The following is a 19,923-nucleotide window of genomic DNA, read 5'->3' as shown; positions in this document are numbered from 1 at the left end:
AAATTCCTAATAAAAAGATTTTAGAAAAAGGAACTGAATTATTTGGTGACCTAAGAGGCTATGCTCAACAATACTTATTCTACTATGCTAGAGAAAATAAAATAGGAAAGTAAAGAAAAGTCAAACAAGGTCAAAAAAACTTTGACTATGTTTGACTTTATGTTATAATAAAATTATCACTCAGACGTATAGAGTGATAACAAATCCTTAAAAATGAATATAAAATAATAAAATCAATACTAGGAGGAAATATGATAATAAAACCAATAGGTCAAAGATTAGTTTTAAAAGAGATACATAAGGAAGAAAAAACTTCTTCAGGTATTATCATGCCTGATTCAGCAGTAGAAAAACCAGATTTTGCAGAAGTTATAGAAATATCAAAAGACCTAGATACAGATTTAATTAAAAAAGGCGATAAGGTGCTATATACAAAATACAAGGGTACAAACCTTAAAGATGGAGATGATACTTATATAGTAATTGACTTTGAAGATGTATTAGCAGTAGTTGAAGAGTAAGGTTTAAAGATTAGGAGGTTATATTATGGCAAAAGATATTAAATATGGATTAGAATCAAGAAAATCTTTAGAAGCAGGTATTAACAAATTAGCAGATGCTGTAAAGGTTACAGTTGGTCCTAAAGGTAGAAATGTTGTTATAGATAAAGCTTATGGGGCTCCTCTGATTACAAATGATGGGGTGACCATAGCTAAGGAAATCGAACTAGAAGATAAGTATGAAAATATGGGAGCTCAACTTTTAAAGGAAGTTGCTATCAAAACAAATGATGTAGCAGGAGATGGTACAACTACCGCAACTATTTTAGCCCAAGCTATAGTTAGGGAAGGCTTAAAAAATATAGCAGCTGGAGCGAATCCTGTAATTATCAAAAAAGGTATTGAAGAAGCTGTTAAAATCGTGGTGGAAGAAATAAAATCATTCTCTACACCGGTTGAAACTACAGAAGCTATAGCTCAAGTTGGTGCTATTTCTTCAGCGGATCCTAAGGTTGGGCAATTAATAGCTGATGCTATGGAAAAAATTGGCAAGGATGGAGTTATAAGTGTTGAAGAATCAAACACTATGGACACAAATCTTTCAGTTGTAGAAGGTATGCAATTTGACAAGGGTTACTTATCACCATATATGATAAGTGATGGAGAAAAGAAAATCGCAGAATTAGAAAATCCATTTATTTTAATAACAGATAAAAAGATAAATAATATCCAAGAAATTTTACCAGTTTTAGAACAAGTTGTTGAGTCTTCTAGACCATTGTTTATAATAGCCGATGATGTAGAAGGCGAAGTGCTCACAACCCTAGTATTGAATAAGCTAAGGGGAACCTTCAATGTGGTAGCTGTGAAGGCTCCTGGATATGGTGAAAATAGGAATGCAATTCTTGAAGATATAGCTGTATTGACAGGTACACAAGTATTTAAAGAAGAATTAAATGATGACTTGAAATTAGTAAAACTAGACCAATTAGGATCAACTAAAAAGGTAAATGTAGATAAGGATTCTACAACTATCGTAGATGGTTCTGGTTCAAAGGAAAACTTAGAAAACAGAATCAATCAAATTAAAACAGATATAAAAAGTTCTGATTCAGAATTTGATGTTAAGAGATACCAAGAAAGGTTAGCTAAGTTATCTGGTGGTGTTGCTTTAATCCAAGTTGGAGCTGTTACTGAAGTAGAAATGAAGGAAAAGAAACTTAGAATTGAAGATGCCTTAGCTGCAACAAAAGCAGCTGTTGAAGAAGGAATAGTTGCAGGAGGTGGTACTGTTTTAATTGATTCCATAAAATCACTTGATGAATACATTTCAAGTGTAGACGGGGATGAAAAAACTGGAGCTATGATAGTAGCAAGATCCTTGGAAGAACCTTTAAGACAAATTGCAGAAAATGCTGGTATAGAAGGAGCTGTAATAGTAAATGAGGTAAAAGCATCAGATAAAGGCTTAGGCTATGATGCCTTAAATAATCAGTTTGTAGATATGGTAAAAGCAGGTATAGTAGATCCAACCAAGGTTACAAGATCGGCCTTAGAAAATGCTGCCTCAATAGCTTCAATGATCTTGACAACAGAAACAGCTATTGCAGATATAGAAGAAGAAAATCCTATGAACCCAATGGCTGGACAAATGGGAATGGGAATGTAAGTTGAATAAAGTAAGTAAAAGCAGGCTTAGGTCTGCTTTTTTATGTGGAATTTAATTAAAAATATTTATCATAGTTAAAATGTTTATTTATAATGAATACATAAAAATCGTTAAATAAGTGAAAAAGCGAGTTTTTTTTGATAATATAATAATGTAAACGTATAGCTAAAAAAAGAGAGAGTATCATGAAGGAAAAGAGAAAATTTTACACAATAATTTTCATTCTAAATATATGTTTAATATTTGCTTTTAACTATTTAGTATCGGGAGCCTATTATAAGTATAAATACGATTTGGGAACTGACTATTTACAATTTATTAAAACAAATAAAAATAAGAATAGCGATTTTTCATTTCTTTTAGACTATGAAGACTTATCTGTAGTGGCTGAAACAAATAAAGATGATTCTGTGGTTGCCCTATATGACCCTTCTATGTACTATTATACAAGTTCATCGAAAATAATTTCACCGCAAGATTTAAGATATTTTTCCAAAGATGACTATATTAATAAAAAAAATGTTTCTGTACTGATTGCTGATCAGGAATCTATACTTAGTGGAAAAATAGACGAAAAATTACATGTATTTGAAGATAAGTATAGTACAAATATTATAAATACATTTGATATTAAGTCCGCAATTTCTAGCACATCTAGAAATTTAAAATTAATAAAAAATTTATTTTCCATAAACACTTCTGATATAGACCATATCTATATGAGAAATCATCCCAAGGAAAAAGAAAATGATCTAATATCACATTTTGAGCTAGCTGGATTTAAGCAAAATAAAGACAATATATTTCAACTCTTACAAAGATTTATAGTGATAAATTGGAACACTGGTCTTTACACGCGTGCGATACTTCTTTCTCTTGGGATAATTTATATGATACTTATATTTTTCACAGAAATTTATAGCAGAAGATTAAAAAAGGATATTTTGATTAGCAGGATATATGGGGCAAGTTTAAAAGACTATATCAACTTATATTTAAAAGACCATATAGCAAAAGTTTTTATAGTACTTTTAGTATCGACAATACTGACTATTTTTTACTTTGAAATATTTGGTCATAGGCGAATAAAGTTAGACTTTATAGTGGTTTCCTTTGTATCAGTATTGCTTATTACATCTTTTATATCTTTTTTTAAAATAGTTAAATATTTTAAAATGAAACTTCCTCAAAGGGGGGAATTATGAGTACAAGTACAATCAAATTAGCTTTTAGAGATATAAAAAATAAGTATAAATCATTTATATATTTACTTATTATTTTATCGGGCTTATCTTTTTTGTTCATCCCCTTGTTTTCATCTGTTTACTATAATTATATAAATCAAAGTGACCTTAAACCATCACCCTCTAAGGTTCACTATGCACCAGTAGTAACGTCCCTAAAAAATAATGATGATTTTTCAAAATTAACTAAAGACTTAGATGAATTATATAATAAGGACTTGTTTACTTATTTTAATAGTAGTAAACTTTCTGAAGATTTTGGATACCATACTTATATAGTCGATGGCAGGGGCATAAAGGATTTGGATAATTCCTTTTATTGGATAGTGGCTCAGAAAGTAGATAAAGAAAGCGTAGAAAAATATACAAAAGAATATAAAATAGACAATTCTATAGATAAGCTGAACTTTTTATCAAAATTTACTTACCTTGAAAAGGAAGAATTATCTACACTTTATAACATTTTAAAGGTAGATGATTCAAAATGGCAAGACATTCAAGCTTATGATATAAAGAAAAATGAAATTATGGAAATTGTAGACAATAGCAAGCTTCAAGATGAATCGTTAAAGGATAAGGTCTATGAAAAGATGATAACTATATTTAAGGATAGCTTTTTATCAGTTGTTATGCAAGTAACTACGAAAAGTGTTTCTGAAGAATACTTTATATTAACTTACATGATTCCTTATGTAATCTTTTTATTAGTACTGCTTGTGGCCGTATTTGTCTATTTTTATAATAGTTTATTTGCAGACTTAGAAAAAGAATATGATATTCATTATATATCAGGAGCGAGGAATAAGGATATATTTCTAAGAAATCAAATTTTGATATTATCTATGCTTTTTATAAATTTTGCTTTGATGAATTATCTTAATGGATTTAATATCGACCATATATTTACGATTATAGCCTGCATTACTATATTTTACTATATAGTTTTCACTATAAATCTAATACATCAAATATATAAGAAAAATCAAATAGGAGTCTTAAATGCTGGAGCTTAAAAATATTAGCAAAATTTTTAATAAAGATTATGATAATCAAACTATTATTTTAAATCAGGCCGATTTTAAAGTTAATAAGGGAGACAAGATACTTATTAGTGGAGAAAATGGTATAGGAAAGACAAGTCTTTTAAAAATATTAGCTACTTACGATCTTGATTTTGAGGGGACCTATTTAATAAATGGGAAAGATGTAAAAGAGATGTCAGAAGGAGAATTAGCGAAAATAAGAAATGAAATGTTTGGATTTATTTTCCAAGATTACTTTCTTCTAGAAGATGAAAGTACCAAGTATAATATTGAGATTCCTTTACTTTATTCAAAAAAATATAAATTTAGCGAAAAAAAAGAACGCTTTGATAAACTAATTGATGAATTTGAACTTAATAAAAAGTTAAGGCAAGCTGTTAAGACTATGTCTGGAGGGGAAAGACAAAAGGTAGCTATTTGCAGAGCTATTATAAATGATCCTGAAATTTTAATTTTGGATGAACCTACAGCAGCCTTAAATCCTAGATTCAAAGAAAAGTTTTATGAATATATTTTTACCAACATCAAAGACGAAACCACCCTCATATTGGTAAGTCATGATACTAGATATTTTGATTCAAAGATATTTAAAGAATATAAATTTGTTGATGGAAAATTGTATTTGAGTTAGTTATATAATTTTTTTGTTATTGATTTAATAGTTAAAAATCCTTTTTCGTTGCCATAAATGATGTTAACGAAAGAGGATTTTTTATTATAAATAAACATGGTTAACACCTAGGATATATTAAAAGACAGAATACCAAGATTTCTTGTCCTATATATTACATTTATGTTATAATTTACTTATAAATGTATGGAAGAGGTATAGATTTGAAAATATTATTAGTAAACTCTGACCAAGACTTTATAGATAATTTCAAATATAGTTTTAAGACAGAAGATTACACAATTACTTCCACTAAAACTATAAAAGAGGCTATAGATGCCTTTAGCAAATATCATTATGATTTAGCAATTATAGATATGAAATATAAAGATGGTACAGGTTTAGATTTAAAAAGACAAATGAATGAAGTCCGTAATATTCCTACAATAGTAGTATCAGAAACCAAGGAAGCGAATGAAGTTGTTTTGGCCTTAGAATATGGTTGTGATGACTATATTGTGAGACCCTTCTATTTGCTAGAGCTTAAGGCTAGGATTAGGTCAGTATTGAGAAGAAGTATACCTAATAAACCTACAAATGAAAATTCAAATAATAAGCAATTAAATACTGTGAAAACAGGTGATTTTGAATTTAATATGCTAGGTAGAAAAGTCAGGATAAATACAACTGATATAGAATTAACTGGTAAAGAATTCGACTTGTTATTTATTTTAGCGACAAATAAGGATAAAATATTTACTAGACAAGAACTAGCTCAAGAGCTATGGGAAGGTGTTGGAGAATCCAACATCAGAACTGTAGATGTCCATATTAGAAGGCTTAGAGAAAAGCTTACACCAAGTGATACATATAAATATATAAAGACAGCCTGGGGCGAAGGCTATTACTTTAATGATGATGAATAAGGAGGTCCTATGTCAAAAAGTATAAAATGGGATTTAACAAGTATATACGAATCAGACGATAAAGCTTACGAAGATTTAACCAATATACAAAAAGATTTAGATAAATTAAATGAATTAAAGAAAAGTCCAAAAGAAAATCTAACAGATTTAATTATTTTAGAAAGTGATTTTTCTAGAAAAATAGAAAAGTTATATGCCTACTCACACTTGAAAAAAGATGAAGACTCAAATGTAGCTAAGTATCAAAGGCTAGACAAGGAAGTTTTAAACCTGGCCAATGAATTTTCTACAGGTATTTCATTTTTAAATCCTTTACTTTTATCTTTAACTAATGATGAAATAAAAGAATTAGAAAATGAAAAGAGATTAAAAGACCATGACCTATATCTAGATAGGATTTTAAGGTATAAAGACCATACCTTGTCTGATAAGGAAGAGGCCGTATTATCTACCTTATCATCTGCTAGGTCTACAGCATCAAATATATACTACTACTTAACAAATTCCGATATGGAATTTCCATATCTAGAAGATTTTGATACAAAAATTACCAATGTAAATTTTGTTCAATTACAACAATCAGAAAATAGAGAATTGAGAAAACAAGCTTTTGAAGCTTACTATAAAACTTATAATCAATTTGGAAATACTATAGCCCAAGCTTACTATTCACATATTGATAATCTAGTTAAAATAGCTAAATTAAAAGGTTATGAAAATGTTAGACAAATGTTTCTATTTAGAGATGATGTAGAAGAAAAAGTCTATGATGCTCTTATAGAATCAGTTCATAACAATTTAGATTATTTACAAAAATATTATGAAATTAAAAAGAGAGCTTTGAGCCTAGAAGACCAACACATGTATGACGTTTATATGCCTATTTCAAGTAACTTCGATAAGAAGTATACATTTGAAGAAGCTAAAGATTTGGTTATAGAGTCTGTAAAACCTTTAGGTGAAGAATACGTAGAAAACTATAAAAAAGCTTTCGAAGAAAATTGGATTGATGCAGATATTAGAGAAGGTAAGAGAGGTGGAGCTTATTCATCAGGATCTTATGATACCAAACCATTCATCCTAATGAACTTTGATGGAAGCCTATCTTCAGTTTTTACCTTAGCTCATGAAATGGGACATTCATTGCATTCTTACTATGATAGAAGCACAAATGATTACTTACATTCAGGTTATACAATTTTCGTAGCTGAAGTTGCTTCTACCTTCAATGAGGCTCTATTATTAGACTTATTGATGGAAAGAGCTGAATCAGAAGAAGAAATGATTTACCTAACAGACTTTTATATAAATAACTATAAGTCAACGGTATTTAGGCAAACAATGTTTGCTGAATTTGAAAGAGAAGTTCATTCAAAAATAGAAGCTAAAGAAGTTTTAACAAAGGATGATTTTTCAAGCATTTATCATGGATTAAATAAAAAATACTTTGGAGATTCAATAGTTTCTGATGAAGAAATAGCCTATGAATGGATGAGGATACCTCATTTTTATTCAAACTTCTATGTATACAAATATGCAACCGGCTTCTCAGCTTCATCAATACTAGCTAAAAGAGTGTTGGATGGACAAAAAGGTGCGGTAGAAGATTATATTAAGTTTTTAAAAGATGGGGCAAACCACTTCCCAATAGAGCAACTTAAGATTGCTGGGGTAGATATGTCCAAACCAGAAACTGTAAACCAATCACTAGATATATTTAGAAAACTAGTTGATAAATTAGATAAGTTAATAAAATAAAAATATAAACACTTTATAAGGGGGAAAAAATGGCACAAGCAAAGGTAACAAATAGATATAGATTTTCAGCAAGAGGACAAGTATTTACATTTTATGCAAATAGCAAAGAATTATTAGCAGTAGATGTAAATCACGGTGAAAATATAGACTTAGAAGGTCCATTCTTAACAAAATCAAATGAAATCATTGATAAAGCAATTTCACAAATCAATGACTTTATACATGGTGAAAGAAAAACTATTGACCTTCCATTTGTTGAAAATAAGAGCAAACATAACAAAGAAATCAAGGATGCTTTATCTGGAAAATAATTAAGAGGTAATATGGGAAATATAGTCAAAGTTAGCTTGTTAGCTACAAGTGACATACATGGTTTTTATCTTCCCTGGGATTATGCGAAGGATGAAGAAGTAGAAACTGGCGGTTTAGCCAGGATAAGTACAATAATAAATAAGATTAGAGAAGAGAATCCCCATACTGTCGTTATTGACAATGGGGATTTAATTCAGGGAAATAGTGCTGAATACTTCTTATCTGATAAAAAATATCCAGGCATAGAAGCTATAAATTTAATAAAATATGACATCTATAATATGGGAAACCACGAGTTTAACTTTGGTATGGATCATTTAAACCAGGCTATAAAAGACTTTAATGGTGTATCAATGATGGGAAATATTTATAAAAAAGGTGAAGATTTCAGGTATTTAAAAGCTATTTATTATAAAGAAATAGCTGGAGTGAAGATAGCCTTTATTAGTCTAAATACTCCCTTGGTAAGAGTTTTTGAAGCTAAAAGAGGGAACTTGGATGATTACACAGTTACAGATGCGGAAAAAGAATTAGAACTTATACTAGGTCAATTGGAAGATGTTGATGCGGTTATAGGTCTATTTCACATGGGTAAAATGAATGAAAATGATATTCCTTTTACAGGGGTGAAAGATTTAATAGAGAAAGTAGATGGAAGTCATAGGATTGCTGGAATTTTTGCAGGTCACATGCACAAAAAATTAATAGAAAAAATTAATGACACCTACATTTTAGAACCGGGTGCCTATGGACAAGCTCTTTCAAAGATAGACCTATATTTTGATCTAGATAAAGCTGATAACAGACTTGTTGATATAAAAGCAGAACTTATAGATATAAATAAGGGCATAGACCAAGATCCTGAAGTTATAAAGGCTATGGAACCATACCACAATAGATTGAGAGCCTATATAAATGAAATCCTTGGTTATTCTGATATAGCCTTGGATGATGAAGATAAAATCAGAGGTATCCCGCAAACCAGGATAAGTCAAAGTAAATTGGGAGATTTTTTTACTGACCTTATGTTGTATTATTCAAAGGCGGATATAGTTGCCTATCATTTTGACAACTTCTATCCAAATATAAAATCTACAACCATTAAAAGAAAAGACTTATACAATGCCTACAGATATGCTGGAGGAGAAATAAGTAAGTTTGTAATAAGTGAAAAAGAATTAAAGGCTTACATGGAGTGGTCAGCTGGATATTTTAATGGCTACCAAGATGGAGATGTGACTTTATCTTTTGATAAAGATAGGGCCATGAGCAAGTACTCTACCTTTGATATGTTTGGTAACTTAAACTATGAAATTGATTTAAAAGAAGAAGTTGGAAATAGGATAAAAAATATTTGCAAAAGTAATGGTAAGCCTATTAATGACGATGACCAAATAGTTATAGGTATGAATAAGTATAGGATGGACTTTTTGTGCTCAAGCAGAGGTCCCCTAGCTGGAAAAGATATAAGACCTATCTGGTCTTCAATGGCTGATGAAAATATAGCAAAACCTGGAAATATAAGGTCTTTAGCTATAAGTTTTTTAGACAAACAAGAAAATAAAACTTATAAGCATAAAAGAAGGGCTAAGTGGAATATCAAGGCTACAGATGAAAATACTGAATTAGTGGATGAAGCAATAGATTTAATCAATAGTGGAGATTTATTGCTATATAAAGACGAAGATGGTAATAATGATTTAACAAGGTCTATCAACCTATATAAGGACTTAGAAGACTATCAGCTTGATAAGTTAAAAGAAAAGTATGATATAAGATCTGCTAAAACTTTAATTGATATTTTAGACATTATTAGAGAAAGTAAGAGATGATCAAAATATAAAAAATATGGTTAAATATTAGCCTCTATATTTTATAAAAAACCTTTTCAAACTTAGAAATATCCTATATAATATAGGTGCAAGGATGCTATAAAAATATTTAGGAGGTTATATGTTAGAAATTTTCTATTTTGTTATGATTAGTGTTTTCTTGATTTGGGCATGGTCGAAAATGACTGGTATAATGAATGAGTATATATAGGAAATATCAACATATATTAAAAGAAAGTGATTGAAAACAATCACTTTCTTTTTTTATGCTTAACCTAGTGCTACGTCTAATACCATCATGAGTGTAAATCCAGCTAAAAAAGCTAAGGCTGCAGAATCAGTAAAACCAGATTCTTGGGATTCAGGTATCAACTCTTCAACAACTACGAAAATCATAGCGCCTGCTGCAAAAGATAGGGCGTATGGTAGTAGTGCTGTAATTTGTGTAACAGCCCAGGCACCGAGAACGGCACCTATTGGTTCGATTATTGCGGATAATTGTCCTAAATTAAAGGCTTCTTTTTTACTTTTACCACCTGCTAGAATAGGTAGGGATAGGGCTGAACCTTCAGGGAAGTTTTGTAATCCTATACCAAGTGTAAGAGCGATAGCTCCAGACATACTTGCAAGTCCCGGTTGAGCAGCTGCAGCAGCATAAGCTACACCCAAGGCCATACCTTCTGGGAAGTTATGGATAGTAACTGCTAAAAATAGCATAGTATTTTTACCTAGTTTACTATTATTGATATCAAAGTCCCCATGGTCAGCACTGGCATGTAAGTGTGGGATTACTTTATCTAGTATTCTTAAAAATATACCACCTAGTAAAAATCCTATAGCTGGAGGTATCCATGCTGGTAAAGGACCACTTTCTCCATATTCTATAGCTGGATCAAGTAGAGACCAAAACGATGCTGCGGTCATTACCCCTCCTGCTAAACCTTGCATTATAGCAAGAAACTTATCATCCATTTTTCTGAAAAAAACACCAAAGCAGCTCCTAAAGCTGTACAAGCCCAGGTAAAAATACCTGCCATTAGAGCTTGTAGGACTGGATTTATTCCTAAAAACCATTCAAACATAATTAACTCCTTTTATCTTTAACATACTTATTATACTGGACTTATTAAAGTTTTACAATTTCATTTATAAATTCAACTTTTAGTGGTAAGATATATAACAAGATAGGAGGAATTATGAAGTTTAAAGATTTACAATATAAAAGGCCAGATTTTGACCAAGACTTACAAAGTTTAAATCAATATCTGGATACTTTAGAAAATGCAGAAAATTCAGAAGAATTTTTTGATGCCCATAAAAAACATGAAGATAAAATGGCTCAATTTGCTGAGATGTACACAATAGCCTATATAAGAAATTCAATTGATACTAGGGATGAATTTTATGAAAAAGAGGTAGAAGCTTTTGATCAAATCATTCCTAAATTTTCACAAGTTGGAAATAGGCTTCAAAATATAAGATTAACATCTAAATTCAGAAAAGAATTTGAAGATAGGTATGGTTCAAATATTACGAAGACTGATGAATTACAAAAAAATATTTTCAAACCAGAGATAATGGAAGATAGGGTAGAAGAAGCGAAATTAACCCAAGAATACCAAAAATTAACTGGTACAGCTGAATTTGAATTTGAAGGAAAAACTTACAATCTTTCAAGTTTTTCACCAGTCTTACAAGATAAGGACAGGGCTAGAAGAAAAGCTGCCCAAGAAACTATGACCAAATGGTTTGAAGAAAGAAAAGAAGACTTTGATAGAATTTATGATGAATTGGTAAAAATCAGAACAAGGATAGCTAACAAACTAGGCTTTGATTCATATATAGATGTTGCTTATAGGTCTTTTGGTAGAACTGACTGGGATAGAAATGATGCCAAAAATTATAGAGACCAAATCTATAAGTATATAGTGCCCCTAGCACAAAAATACTATAAGGAACAAGCTAAGAGAATTGGTATTGAAGATATGAAATATTATGATTTAAATCTAAATTTCATAAGTGGAAACCCTACACCAAAGGGAGACGAAGAACATCTAGTTAAATTAGCTAAAGACATGTATGCTGAACTTTCGCCAGAAACTGAAGAATTCTTCAATAAAATGGTAGAAAATGAAATGATGGACTTAAGTTCTAAGGCGGGTAAGGCACCAGGTGGCTATATGACATCTCTACCTGTGACAAAACTACCTTTCATATTTGCAAACTTCAATGGAACTGCTCATGATGCTGAAGTTTTAACTCATGAAGCAGGTCATGCCTTCCAAGGTTACCTTGTGAGAGATGTTTATCCATCAGACAACCAATCCGCATGTATGGAAATAATGGAAACCCATTCCATGTCAATGGAATACTTTACACATCCTTGGATGAAAGACTTCTTCAAAGAAGATACTGAAAAATTCCTATACAACCACGTAGTTGGATCTATACAATTCTTACCTTATGGTGCTTCAATCGACGAATTCCAAGAATGGGTATATGACAACCCACAAGCAAGTCCACAAGAAAGAAATGCTAAGTTTAGACAAATACAAAAGAAATATAATCCAGAAATAGATTATGAAGATAATCAGTTTATGGAAGAAGGTAGAAGATGGCAAAGACAAGGTCATGTTTACTCATCACCTTTCTATTACCTAGACTACACAATAGCCCAAGTAAATGCCTTCCAATTCTTTGTAATGGACATGGAAAATCATAAGGATGCATGGCAAAAATACCTAGACCTATGTAAACTTGGTGGTAAGTATGGAACAAAAGAAACTATAGAAAAAGTTGGATTGAAAAATCCATTTGAAGAAGAAACCTTTAAGTATATAGTTCCTAAATTGGAAGAATATATAGAATCTCTAGATCATTCAAAGATTAAATAATAAAAAAATCTAGTATTGCTTTACTGACCTTGAAAAATTGGGGATAAACCAATGTGATAGGTCAGTTTTGTTTTAATGAAGTGGTAAAACTTATTTTTAATCTGTTAGAACATTGGAAAATACTAATATATTTGATATTATTTTTGTAAGGAAATAATTATTTTATATTAGCAGGAGGTCTTATGGGTAGGTTAATAATAAATGCTGATGATTTTGGATATTGCAAGGGTGTTAATATGGGGATTATTGAAGCTCATCAAAATGGAGTCTTGACATCTACAACTTTGATGGCAGGCATGCCAGGTTTTGATCAAGCAGTAAACTTGGCTAAAAAAAATCCTGGTCTAGGGGTAGGGGTCCATTTAACCCTCACATGTGGATATCCAGTAAGTAAAGACTTACAAACCATTGTAGATGATAAGGGCGCTTTTCTTAATCGTTCATTTTATAATGAAAAAGAGAATGCAGACTCTATAAATCTTGATGAAATATATAGGGAATGGAAGTCTCAAATAGACAAGGTTATAAACAGTGGTATAAATCCAAGTCATCTCGACAGCCACCACCATATAAATGCTCTAGATGAATTACAAAAAATATATTTAAGACTAGCTGATGAATATGATTTGCCAGTGAGAAATAACTTTAATTTACCTGAAGGATATAAGACTACAAGTAAAATGTTAGATTATTTTGATCAACTAGGTGGTAAGACCGATATTTGGAGAAGTATGGAAACGAATAATCTAATAAGGGACTGTAAAATCTATGACAGCATAGAAATAATGTGTCATCCAGCTTATGTAGACTCATTTTTGGCAGAAAATTCTGCCTATACAATCAATAGAACAAGTGCATTAAAAGAGTTGTTAAATCCTGAAATAAAGGAGCTTTTTGAGGATAATGGGATAGAATTGATAACTTTCAGAGATTTGTAAAACTTAATATTTTCTAATAAAAAAGCTTGCAAAAATTTGCAAGCTTTTTAAAATACTTCTAAAACAGATAAAGCGATAAATACTATTATATAAATATAAAATACTGGATCTGTCATTAAATTCTTTAATCCTTCAATATTCTTTTCTTTATCCGTATCTTCTTTTGCAAGACCGAGATTTTCTTTTATTTCATCCTTAACAGATTTATTAAAAATCAATAGTCCTGCTGTAACTAATATAAGCATTAAGATTGCCATTCCAGCAAACATTGCTAAGCTAGATTCAGGATTAGCTATGATATATCTAGAAACAATAGTTGCGTATAGGTTGTTTATAAAGTGGAATAAGACTGCATATACAAATCCATATGAATAGCCAACATAACTTATAACTAGAGACATTCCTATAGTCCCTATGCTTTGAATAAAGTTTCCGTGCATAAAAGAAAAACAAATAGAAACTATTAAGATGGTAGCTAAACTACTGTACTTTCTACCATGTTCTAGGTATAGACCTCTAAATTGAAATTCTTCCATGATAGGTGCAAAAATAACTGCATAAATAAATAAGTTAAAGTTTAGGTTATCATTTATTATTTGAGTAACATCAACTGATTGTATATTGAATATTTCTACTATAATATTTGTAAGATTGACAAATATTATACTAGATAGGAACATAAGGCCAAATAAAAATAAGAAATTAGAAAAAGTCATTTTCTTCCTTATTGTTTTTAATTCTCCAAGTTTATTTTTCCCATCCATCAAAAGAAAAACTGGTATAAGAGAAATTGAAACAGCTAGCATCATTAATATTCCACTGATTTCCTGACTGATAAAATTCGCCAAAAATGGTGCGATAAAATTTAGTGACAATAGGAAAATTATAGATGTAAAAATGATTTGCCTGTAGGCTCGTCTTTCTTTTTCTTTATAGTCGTTATTAAATTCGAGATTGTCTAAGTGATTTTCGTTATTTTCATCAAAATTATAATTGTTTATCATAAAGACTCCTTTCTAGAATATTATAGCATAATGAGAATGTTACTTTTATAAATAATATATATATTGACAAGTATGCTAAATATAATATTTTTTAATATAAAGGTAAGTAATAAAAGGTATATGATTGAATATCTGATTTTGAAAAACCATTTCATATTATTATATATTTAAGTATCAAGCACTATTAAGTCCGTAAATTATAAATGATTCTAAAAAATGGATAAAATGAAATATGTTTTCACAACACTTGACATAACAAGAAAATAACGATACAATATGGATAACCTAGCGAACAGGTGACTAAGCATACATAAGGGGGTGATAAATATTTCTAATATAGAGAAACTAAACTTATCAGACATAATAGCATCTGAAATTAAAGATAGGATAATAAACGACGTTTGGAAAGTTGGAGAAAAGATACCGTCAGAAAATAAACTATCTGAAGAATTCGAAGTAAATAGATTAACTATTAGGTTAGCTATTAATAAACTGAATGCACTGGGAGTTTTAGAAACTAAAACTGGCGAGGGGACATATGTAAAAAAAATAAATTTATACAATTATATAAATCAATTAATTCCTTTTATTATAAGTTCAAATGAAATTAATCATATCCTTGAGTTTGAGAATACTATTTTAAGTTTGTTAGAAGGTAAAATAAAATTTAATGATAATGAAATTGAATATATTAATCAGGTGATTAATGTAACAAAAATTAATATAAAAAAATTGGAAAGTTTATATGATATTACTAAATCATATGACAAGGATATTTTGAATAATATAGCTACAGATTATTTTGGAATAAAGAAAATACTTTTTCAAAAAACAACTAACTCTTTATTAAAATCTATAATATTATCATTTGAACAAATATTAATTGAAAATGATATAGAACAAATTAAGTCTTTAAATAGAAATGATTTAATAGTTTTGATAGACAGAATAGAAGATTTAGCTAGAAGATATGAATAAGGGGTGATTAATGGAAAAATCATTGATTAAAATAGATGTTGAAGCTAAAGACAAATATGAAGCGGTTATAAAAACAGGTGAATTGATGCTTGAAAATGATTATATTGAAGAAAGGTATATTCAAGCTATGGTAAAAACGTTGGATGATTTTGGTCCTTATATTGTTATAACTAAAGGAGTAGCAATACCGCATGCAAGGCCTGACGAAGGAGCTAAAAAATCAGGAGTTTGCATTTTAAGATTGAAAAATGTGGTCAAGTTTGGAAATGAAGATAATGATCCAGTAAAGGTTTTAATTGGTTTAAGTGCTTTAGGTAATGATGAGCATTTAAAAAATATTCAAGATGTTATTTCTCTATTAGATAATGAAGAGAATATGAATATATTATTAAATGGTAGTTTAGATGATATTTATAAAATTTTAGAAAGGAGGTAAGAATGTATAGTGCATTAGTAGCATGTAGAACTGGAATGGGAAGTTCAATGATGTTAAAAATCAAAGTAGAACAAGTTATACGTGAAAATAATTGGGATATAAGCGTTGAACACAATGAAGTATCAGCTGTTCAATACTTTAATGGAGACCTATTAATAACAATGGCGGATTTAGCTGAAGAATTATCAGATAAACCATTTGCTGTTATCGGTATCAAAGATTTAATGAATAAAGATGAAATTAAAGAAAAATTACAAAATTTTTTAGACAGTAAAAAATAAATAATATGAAATTTATAGGAGAATAAAATGGAGATATTAAAAGTTATCGTTAAAGATTTATTAGGCGCATCTTCTGTTTTAGTAGGTTTGATTGCGTTTATAGGTTTGGTATTTCAGAAGAAACCAATGCATGAAGTTTTTAAAGGTACTATAAAAACTATAACAGGTTTCTTAATTTTTGGTATTGGTAGTGCTGCTACTGCAGCTGCGTTGGGGTCTTTCCAAGCTCTATTTAGTGAAGGTTTTAATTTAAATGGTGTATTACCATTAGCTGAAGCAGTTACAGCCTTAGCTCAAGAAAAGTATGGTACAGTTGTATCATTAGTAATGGTAATAGGGTTTTTATCAAACTTTTTAGTAGCGAGATTTACAAAATTTAAGTATATATTCTTAACCGGTCAACACAATTTATATTTAGCAGCATTATTAACTATAATGTTGAAGTTTTTAGGATTAAGTAATGCAGGAATTATTATAATTGGTGGTATTTTATTAGGTATATCTGCAGCTGTATTTCCAGCTATAGCTCAACCAGGTATGAGAAAAATAACCGGAAGCGATGAAATAGCAATGGGGCATTATGTAACACTTGGATATGCTTTATCAGGATGGGTAGGTAGTAAAGTTGGAGATCCGAAAGATAGTACAGAAAACTTAAAATTACCTGCTTGGTTAAGTATATTTAAGGACTATGTTGTTGGTGTTGGTGCAACTATGATTATATTTTTCTATGTAGCAGCAATAGCAGCAGGTAAAGGTTTTACAGAACAAATATCCGAAGGTGTAAACTGGTTAGTATTTCCACTTTTCCAAGGATTAACATTTGCAGCATCTCTTTATGTAATAATTACAGGTGTAAGAATGTTTTTAGGAGAAATAGTAACAGCGTTTGTTGGTATATCTGAAAAGTTAGTTCCGGACGCAAAGCCAGCTCTTGACTGTCCTGTAGTATTCGCATATGCACCAACAGCTACTTTAGTAGGATTTATAAGTGCTTACGTTGCCGGTTTATTATGTATGGGACTATTTGCAGCTCTAGGTTTACCAGTTATTATACCAGTAGCTGTTCCTTATTTCTTTATTGGAGCTACAGCTGGTGTATTTGGAAATGCAACTGGTGGTTGGAAAGGAGCTATAGCAGGATCATTCATAGTTGGTATACTAATTGCTGTAGGACCAGCAATAATATATCCAATAATGGAAAATGTAGGACTTCAAGGTACAGCATTCCCAGAAACAGATTTTAACTTTGTGGGAGTAATATTATACGCAATCGGAAAACTTTTTGGTTTAGTTTAGTAAATAATAATTAAATAATAATTAAATAATAATTAAATAATAATATAAAAACGGAGGTAATATGAACTTAGATAAATTAATGGTGTCAGCGATACGAAGTTTATCAATAGATATGGTGGAAAATGCTAATACAGGTCATTTAGGTATGCCTTTAGGTAGTGCGCCTATGACATATGCTTTATATAAAAATCATTTAAATGTTAACCCTAAAAATCCACAATGGTTTAATAGAGATCGATTAGTATATTCTGCTGGTCATGGTACTCCACTTGTGTATTCAATGTTACATTTGTTTGGATATGATGTTACAGTTGATGACTTGAAAAAATTTAGAAGCTTAGGAAGTAAAACACCTGGACATCCGGAAAGTGATGTAACACCTGGTGTGGATGCAAGTACTGGACCTTTAGGTATTGGTGTAGCAACAGCGGTTGGGTTAGCTATAGCAGAAGCACATCTAGCAAATAAATTTAATAAAGAAGATTTAAAATTAATTGATCATTACACATATGTAATCGCAGGAGATGGATGTCTAATGGAAGGTGTAGCGAATGAATCAATTTCACTTGCTGGATCATTAGGTCTATCAAAATTAATAATGTTATATGATTCAAATGATGTATGTTCTGATGGATTGGTAGAAGATAGTACAATAGACAACGTTGAACAAAAATTCACATCAATGGGATGGAACTATATAAAAGTAAGTGATGGAAATAATTTGCTTGAAATTAACAAAGCTATTGATGAGGCTAAAAAATCTAACAAACCAACAATAATTGAATCTAAAAATATAATAGGTTTTGGATCTACAAAACAAGGAACAAATAAGATTCATAGTGACGCAGTAGGTGAGATTGAAGCTAAACATATGAAAGATTCTTATGAATGGATGATTCAAGAACCTTTTGGAATACCTGATGAAATTAAAGAATTCAGAGAAGAATATATAAAATTATCTCAAGAAAAAGAAACGAAATGGAATGATTTACTTGAAGAATATAAGAATAAATATCCTCAAGATTACGAAAATTTATTTGATATTGATAAAAAAATTAGTGAATTTAGTATTGAGTCTATGGGAAGGTTTGAGTCACCCATTGCAACTAGAGGAGCATCAGGTAAAGCTTTAAACTATATATTCGATCAGTTAGGTGTTTTGATGGGAGGATCTGCTGACTTAGGTGTATCAAATAAAACCCATTTAGATAATAGCTCTTTTATTAAAAAAGGTGATTATTCAGGTAATAATATCAATTTTGGCGTTCGAGAATTCGCTATGGGAGCAATCGTAAATGGATTGACTTTACATGGGGGATTAAGAGGTTATTGTGCTACGTTCTTAGTATTCTTAGATTATATGAAGGCTGCAATAAGAATGGCAGCATTAATGAAAATAAATCCAATATTTATTTTCACTCATGATAGTATAATTGTAGGTCCAGATGGACCAACTCATCAACCTGTAGAACAATTGTTAAGTTTAAGAGCAACTCCAGGAATAGATGTTTTAAGACCTGCTGATCCAAATGAAACTATATATGCGTGGGAATATGCTTTGAAAAATGATAAGCCTACCGTACTTGTTTTAGGTAGGCAAGATGTTGATGTTTTAGAAGGTACATCTTTCGATAATCTTAAAAAAGGTGCTTATATTATATCGGATTCAAAAGAATATGATGGTACAATTGTTGCAACTGGTAGTGAAGTTGAATTAGCAATTAAAGCACAAAAATTACTAAGTAACGAAGGTGTAAAAGCAAGAGTTGTTAACATGCCTTCATGGGGACTTTTTGACAATATGAGTCAAGAATATAGAAAATCAGTACTTGATAGAAGTAAACCGGTACTATCTGTTGAAGCGTCTTCAGAAATAGGTTGGAGTAAATATTCTGATGCGCATGTTTATAATAATAGATATGGTGATTCAGGTAATGGACAAAAATTATATGAAGAAAGAGGATTTACACCTGAAAATGTAGCAAATAAATTTAAAGAATTAATAAATAGCTAAACTTTAAACAATTGACATAAAATAAAAGTAGTAAGAAATTTGAACTGACCCCCAAAAGTTGGACCTAAAAAACAACTTTAAGGAGGTCAGTTTTTTCATGGCAAAATATAGTACAGAATTCAAAATGAAAGTTGTAGAAGAATATTTAGAAGGATATGTAAGTTTAAAAAATTTAGCTGAAAAAT

Annotated in this window: 19 protein-coding genes and 1 pseudogene; 17 read left to right on the top strand and 3 right to left on the bottom strand. The window is 30.2% G+C overall.

The genetic code is table 11. The annotated features are described in order from the left end of the window. From Q0U66_RS03040 to Q0U66_RS02995, 10 genes and pseudogenes are all read left to right on the top strand, one after another. Positions 1-113: pseudogene (locus Q0U66_RS03040) on the top strand (8-oxoguanine DNA glycosylase); the annotation flags it as partial. A gap of 138 nt (positions 114-251) precedes the next feature. Further along, entirely contained in the window at positions 252-521 is a 270-nt protein-coding gene (locus Q0U66_RS03035) for a co-chaperone GroES (protein WP_297377339.1), read from the top strand. Positions 522-546: 25 nt separating this feature from the next. After that, positions 547-2,169 carry a chaperonin GroEL gene (gene groL, locus Q0U66_RS03030; RefSeq protein ID WP_297377337.1) on the top strand — a complete coding sequence of 541 codons (1,623 nt, stop codon included), beginning with the start codon at positions 547-549 and terminating at the stop codon, positions 2,167-2,169. Between the two features lie 185 nt (positions 2,170-2,354). After that, on the top strand, positions 2,355-3,374 hold the full coding sequence (locus Q0U66_RS03025) for a hypothetical protein (RefSeq protein ID WP_297377335.1): 1,020 nt from the start codon (positions 2,355-2,357) through the stop codon (positions 3,372-3,374). Then, complete coding sequence (locus Q0U66_RS03020; protein WP_297377333.1) at positions 3,371-4,426, top strand: hypothetical protein; 1,056 nt, start codon at positions 3,371-3,373, stop codon at positions 4,424-4,426. Before Q0U66_RS03025 ends, Q0U66_RS03020 begins: the two co-directional genes overlap by 4 nt. After that, positions 4,413-5,087 (top strand): ATP-binding cassette domain-containing protein, encoded by a 675-nt coding sequence (locus Q0U66_RS03015; protein ID WP_297377331.1) that lies wholly within the window; start codon positions 4,413-4,415, stop codon positions 5,085-5,087. The genes Q0U66_RS03020 and Q0U66_RS03015 overlap by 14 nt, the downstream gene beginning before the upstream one ends. Positions 5,088-5,290: 203 nt before the next feature. After that, on the top strand, positions 5,291-5,992 hold the full coding sequence (locus tag Q0U66_RS03010; RefSeq protein ID WP_297377329.1) for a response regulator transcription factor: 702 nt from the start codon (positions 5,291-5,293) through the stop codon (positions 5,990-5,992). Positions 5,993-6,001: 9 nt separating this feature from the next. After that, entirely contained in the window at positions 6,002-7,750 is a 1,749-nt protein-coding gene (gene pepF / locus Q0U66_RS03005) for an oligoendopeptidase F (protein WP_297377327.1), read from the top strand. A 29-nt stretch (positions 7,751-7,779) separates the two neighbouring features. Further along, positions 7,780-8,061: a hypothetical protein gene (locus tag Q0U66_RS03000; RefSeq protein WP_297377324.1), complete on the top strand. Its 282-nt coding sequence runs from the start codon at positions 7,780-7,782 to the stop codon at positions 8,059-8,061. A 12-nt stretch (positions 8,062-8,073) separates the two neighbouring features. Further along, positions 8,074-9,894 (top strand): 5'-nucleotidase C-terminal domain-containing protein, encoded by a 1,821-nt coding sequence (locus tag Q0U66_RS02995; RefSeq protein ID WP_297377322.1) that lies wholly within the window; start codon positions 8,074-8,076, stop codon positions 9,892-9,894. 270 nt (positions 9,895-10,164) lie between these two features. Here Q0U66_RS02995 and Q0U66_RS02990 read toward each other — a convergent pair whose 3' ends face one another. Together Q0U66_RS02990 and Q0U66_RS02985 are read right to left on the bottom strand one after the other, a co-directional pair. After that, complete coding sequence (locus tag Q0U66_RS02990; RefSeq protein ID WP_297377320.1) at positions 10,165-10,818, bottom strand: ZIP family metal transporter; 654 nt, start codon at positions 10,816-10,818, stop codon at positions 10,165-10,167. Between the two features lie 23 nt (positions 10,819-10,841). After that, positions 10,842-10,976 (bottom strand): hypothetical protein, encoded by a 135-nt coding sequence (locus Q0U66_RS02985; protein WP_297377318.1) that lies wholly within the window; start codon positions 10,974-10,976, stop codon positions 10,842-10,844. Between the two features lie 114 nt (positions 10,977-11,090). On the opposite strand from Q0U66_RS02985, the gene Q0U66_RS02980 reads away from it, so the two are divergent. Continuing rightward, positions 11,091-12,788 carry a M3 family oligoendopeptidase gene (locus Q0U66_RS02980; RefSeq protein ID WP_297377316.1) on the top strand — a complete coding sequence of 566 codons (1,698 nt, stop codon included), beginning with the start codon at positions 11,091-11,093 and terminating at the stop codon, positions 12,786-12,788. Positions 12,789-12,970: 182 nt separating this feature from the next. Next, positions 12,971-13,726: a chitin disaccharide deacetylase gene (gene chbG / locus Q0U66_RS02975; RefSeq protein ID WP_297377314.1), complete on the top strand. Its 756-nt coding sequence runs from the start codon at positions 12,971-12,973 to the stop codon at positions 13,724-13,726. Between the two features lie 47 nt (positions 13,727-13,773). Here chbG and Q0U66_RS02970 read toward each other — a convergent pair whose 3' ends face one another. Further along, positions 13,774-14,730: a type II CAAX endopeptidase family protein gene (locus tag Q0U66_RS02970; protein WP_297377312.1), complete on the bottom strand. Its 957-nt coding sequence runs from the start codon at positions 14,728-14,730 to the stop codon at positions 13,774-13,776. 318 nt (positions 14,731-15,048) lie between these two features. Between Q0U66_RS02970 and Q0U66_RS02965 the strand changes: the two genes are divergently transcribed. The 5 genes from Q0U66_RS02965 (at position 15,049) to tkt (ending at position 19,738) form a co-directional block, all read left to right on the top strand. After that, positions 15,049-15,708, top strand: a complete 660-nt coding sequence (locus Q0U66_RS02965) for a GntR family transcriptional regulator (protein WP_297377310.1) — start codon at positions 15,049-15,051, stop codon at positions 15,706-15,708. A 10-nt stretch (positions 15,709-15,718) separates the two neighbouring features. After that, entirely contained in the window at positions 15,719-16,144 is a 426-nt protein-coding gene (locus Q0U66_RS02960) for a PTS sugar transporter subunit IIA (RefSeq protein ID WP_297377308.1), read from the top strand. Positions 16,145-16,146: 2 nt separating this feature from the next. Next, positions 16,147-16,425 carry a PTS sugar transporter subunit IIB gene (locus Q0U66_RS02955; protein WP_297377306.1) on the top strand — a complete coding sequence of 93 codons (279 nt, stop codon included), beginning with the start codon at positions 16,147-16,149 and terminating at the stop codon, positions 16,423-16,425. A 27-nt stretch (positions 16,426-16,452) separates the two neighbouring features. Continuing rightward, the gene (locus Q0U66_RS02950) at positions 16,453-17,724 is read left to right on the top strand and encodes a PTS ascorbate transporter subunit IIC (protein ID WP_297377304.1); all 1,272 of its coding nucleotides are present in this window, start codon (positions 16,453-16,455) and stop codon (positions 17,722-17,724) included. 61 nt (positions 17,725-17,785) lie between these two features. Continuing rightward, complete coding sequence (tkt, locus tag Q0U66_RS02945) at positions 17,786-19,738, top strand: transketolase (protein WP_297377302.1); 1,953 nt, start codon at positions 17,786-17,788, stop codon at positions 19,736-19,738. Positions 19,739-19,923 lie beyond the last annotated feature (185 nt).

Source organism: uncultured Helcococcus sp., assembly GCF_946998255.1.
GTDB lineage: Bacteria > Bacillota > Clostridia > Tissierellales > Peptoniphilaceae > Helcococcus.
The sequence above is the reverse complement of the archived record's forward strand: the minus strand, read 5'-3'. Positions and strand labels throughout refer to the sequence as shown.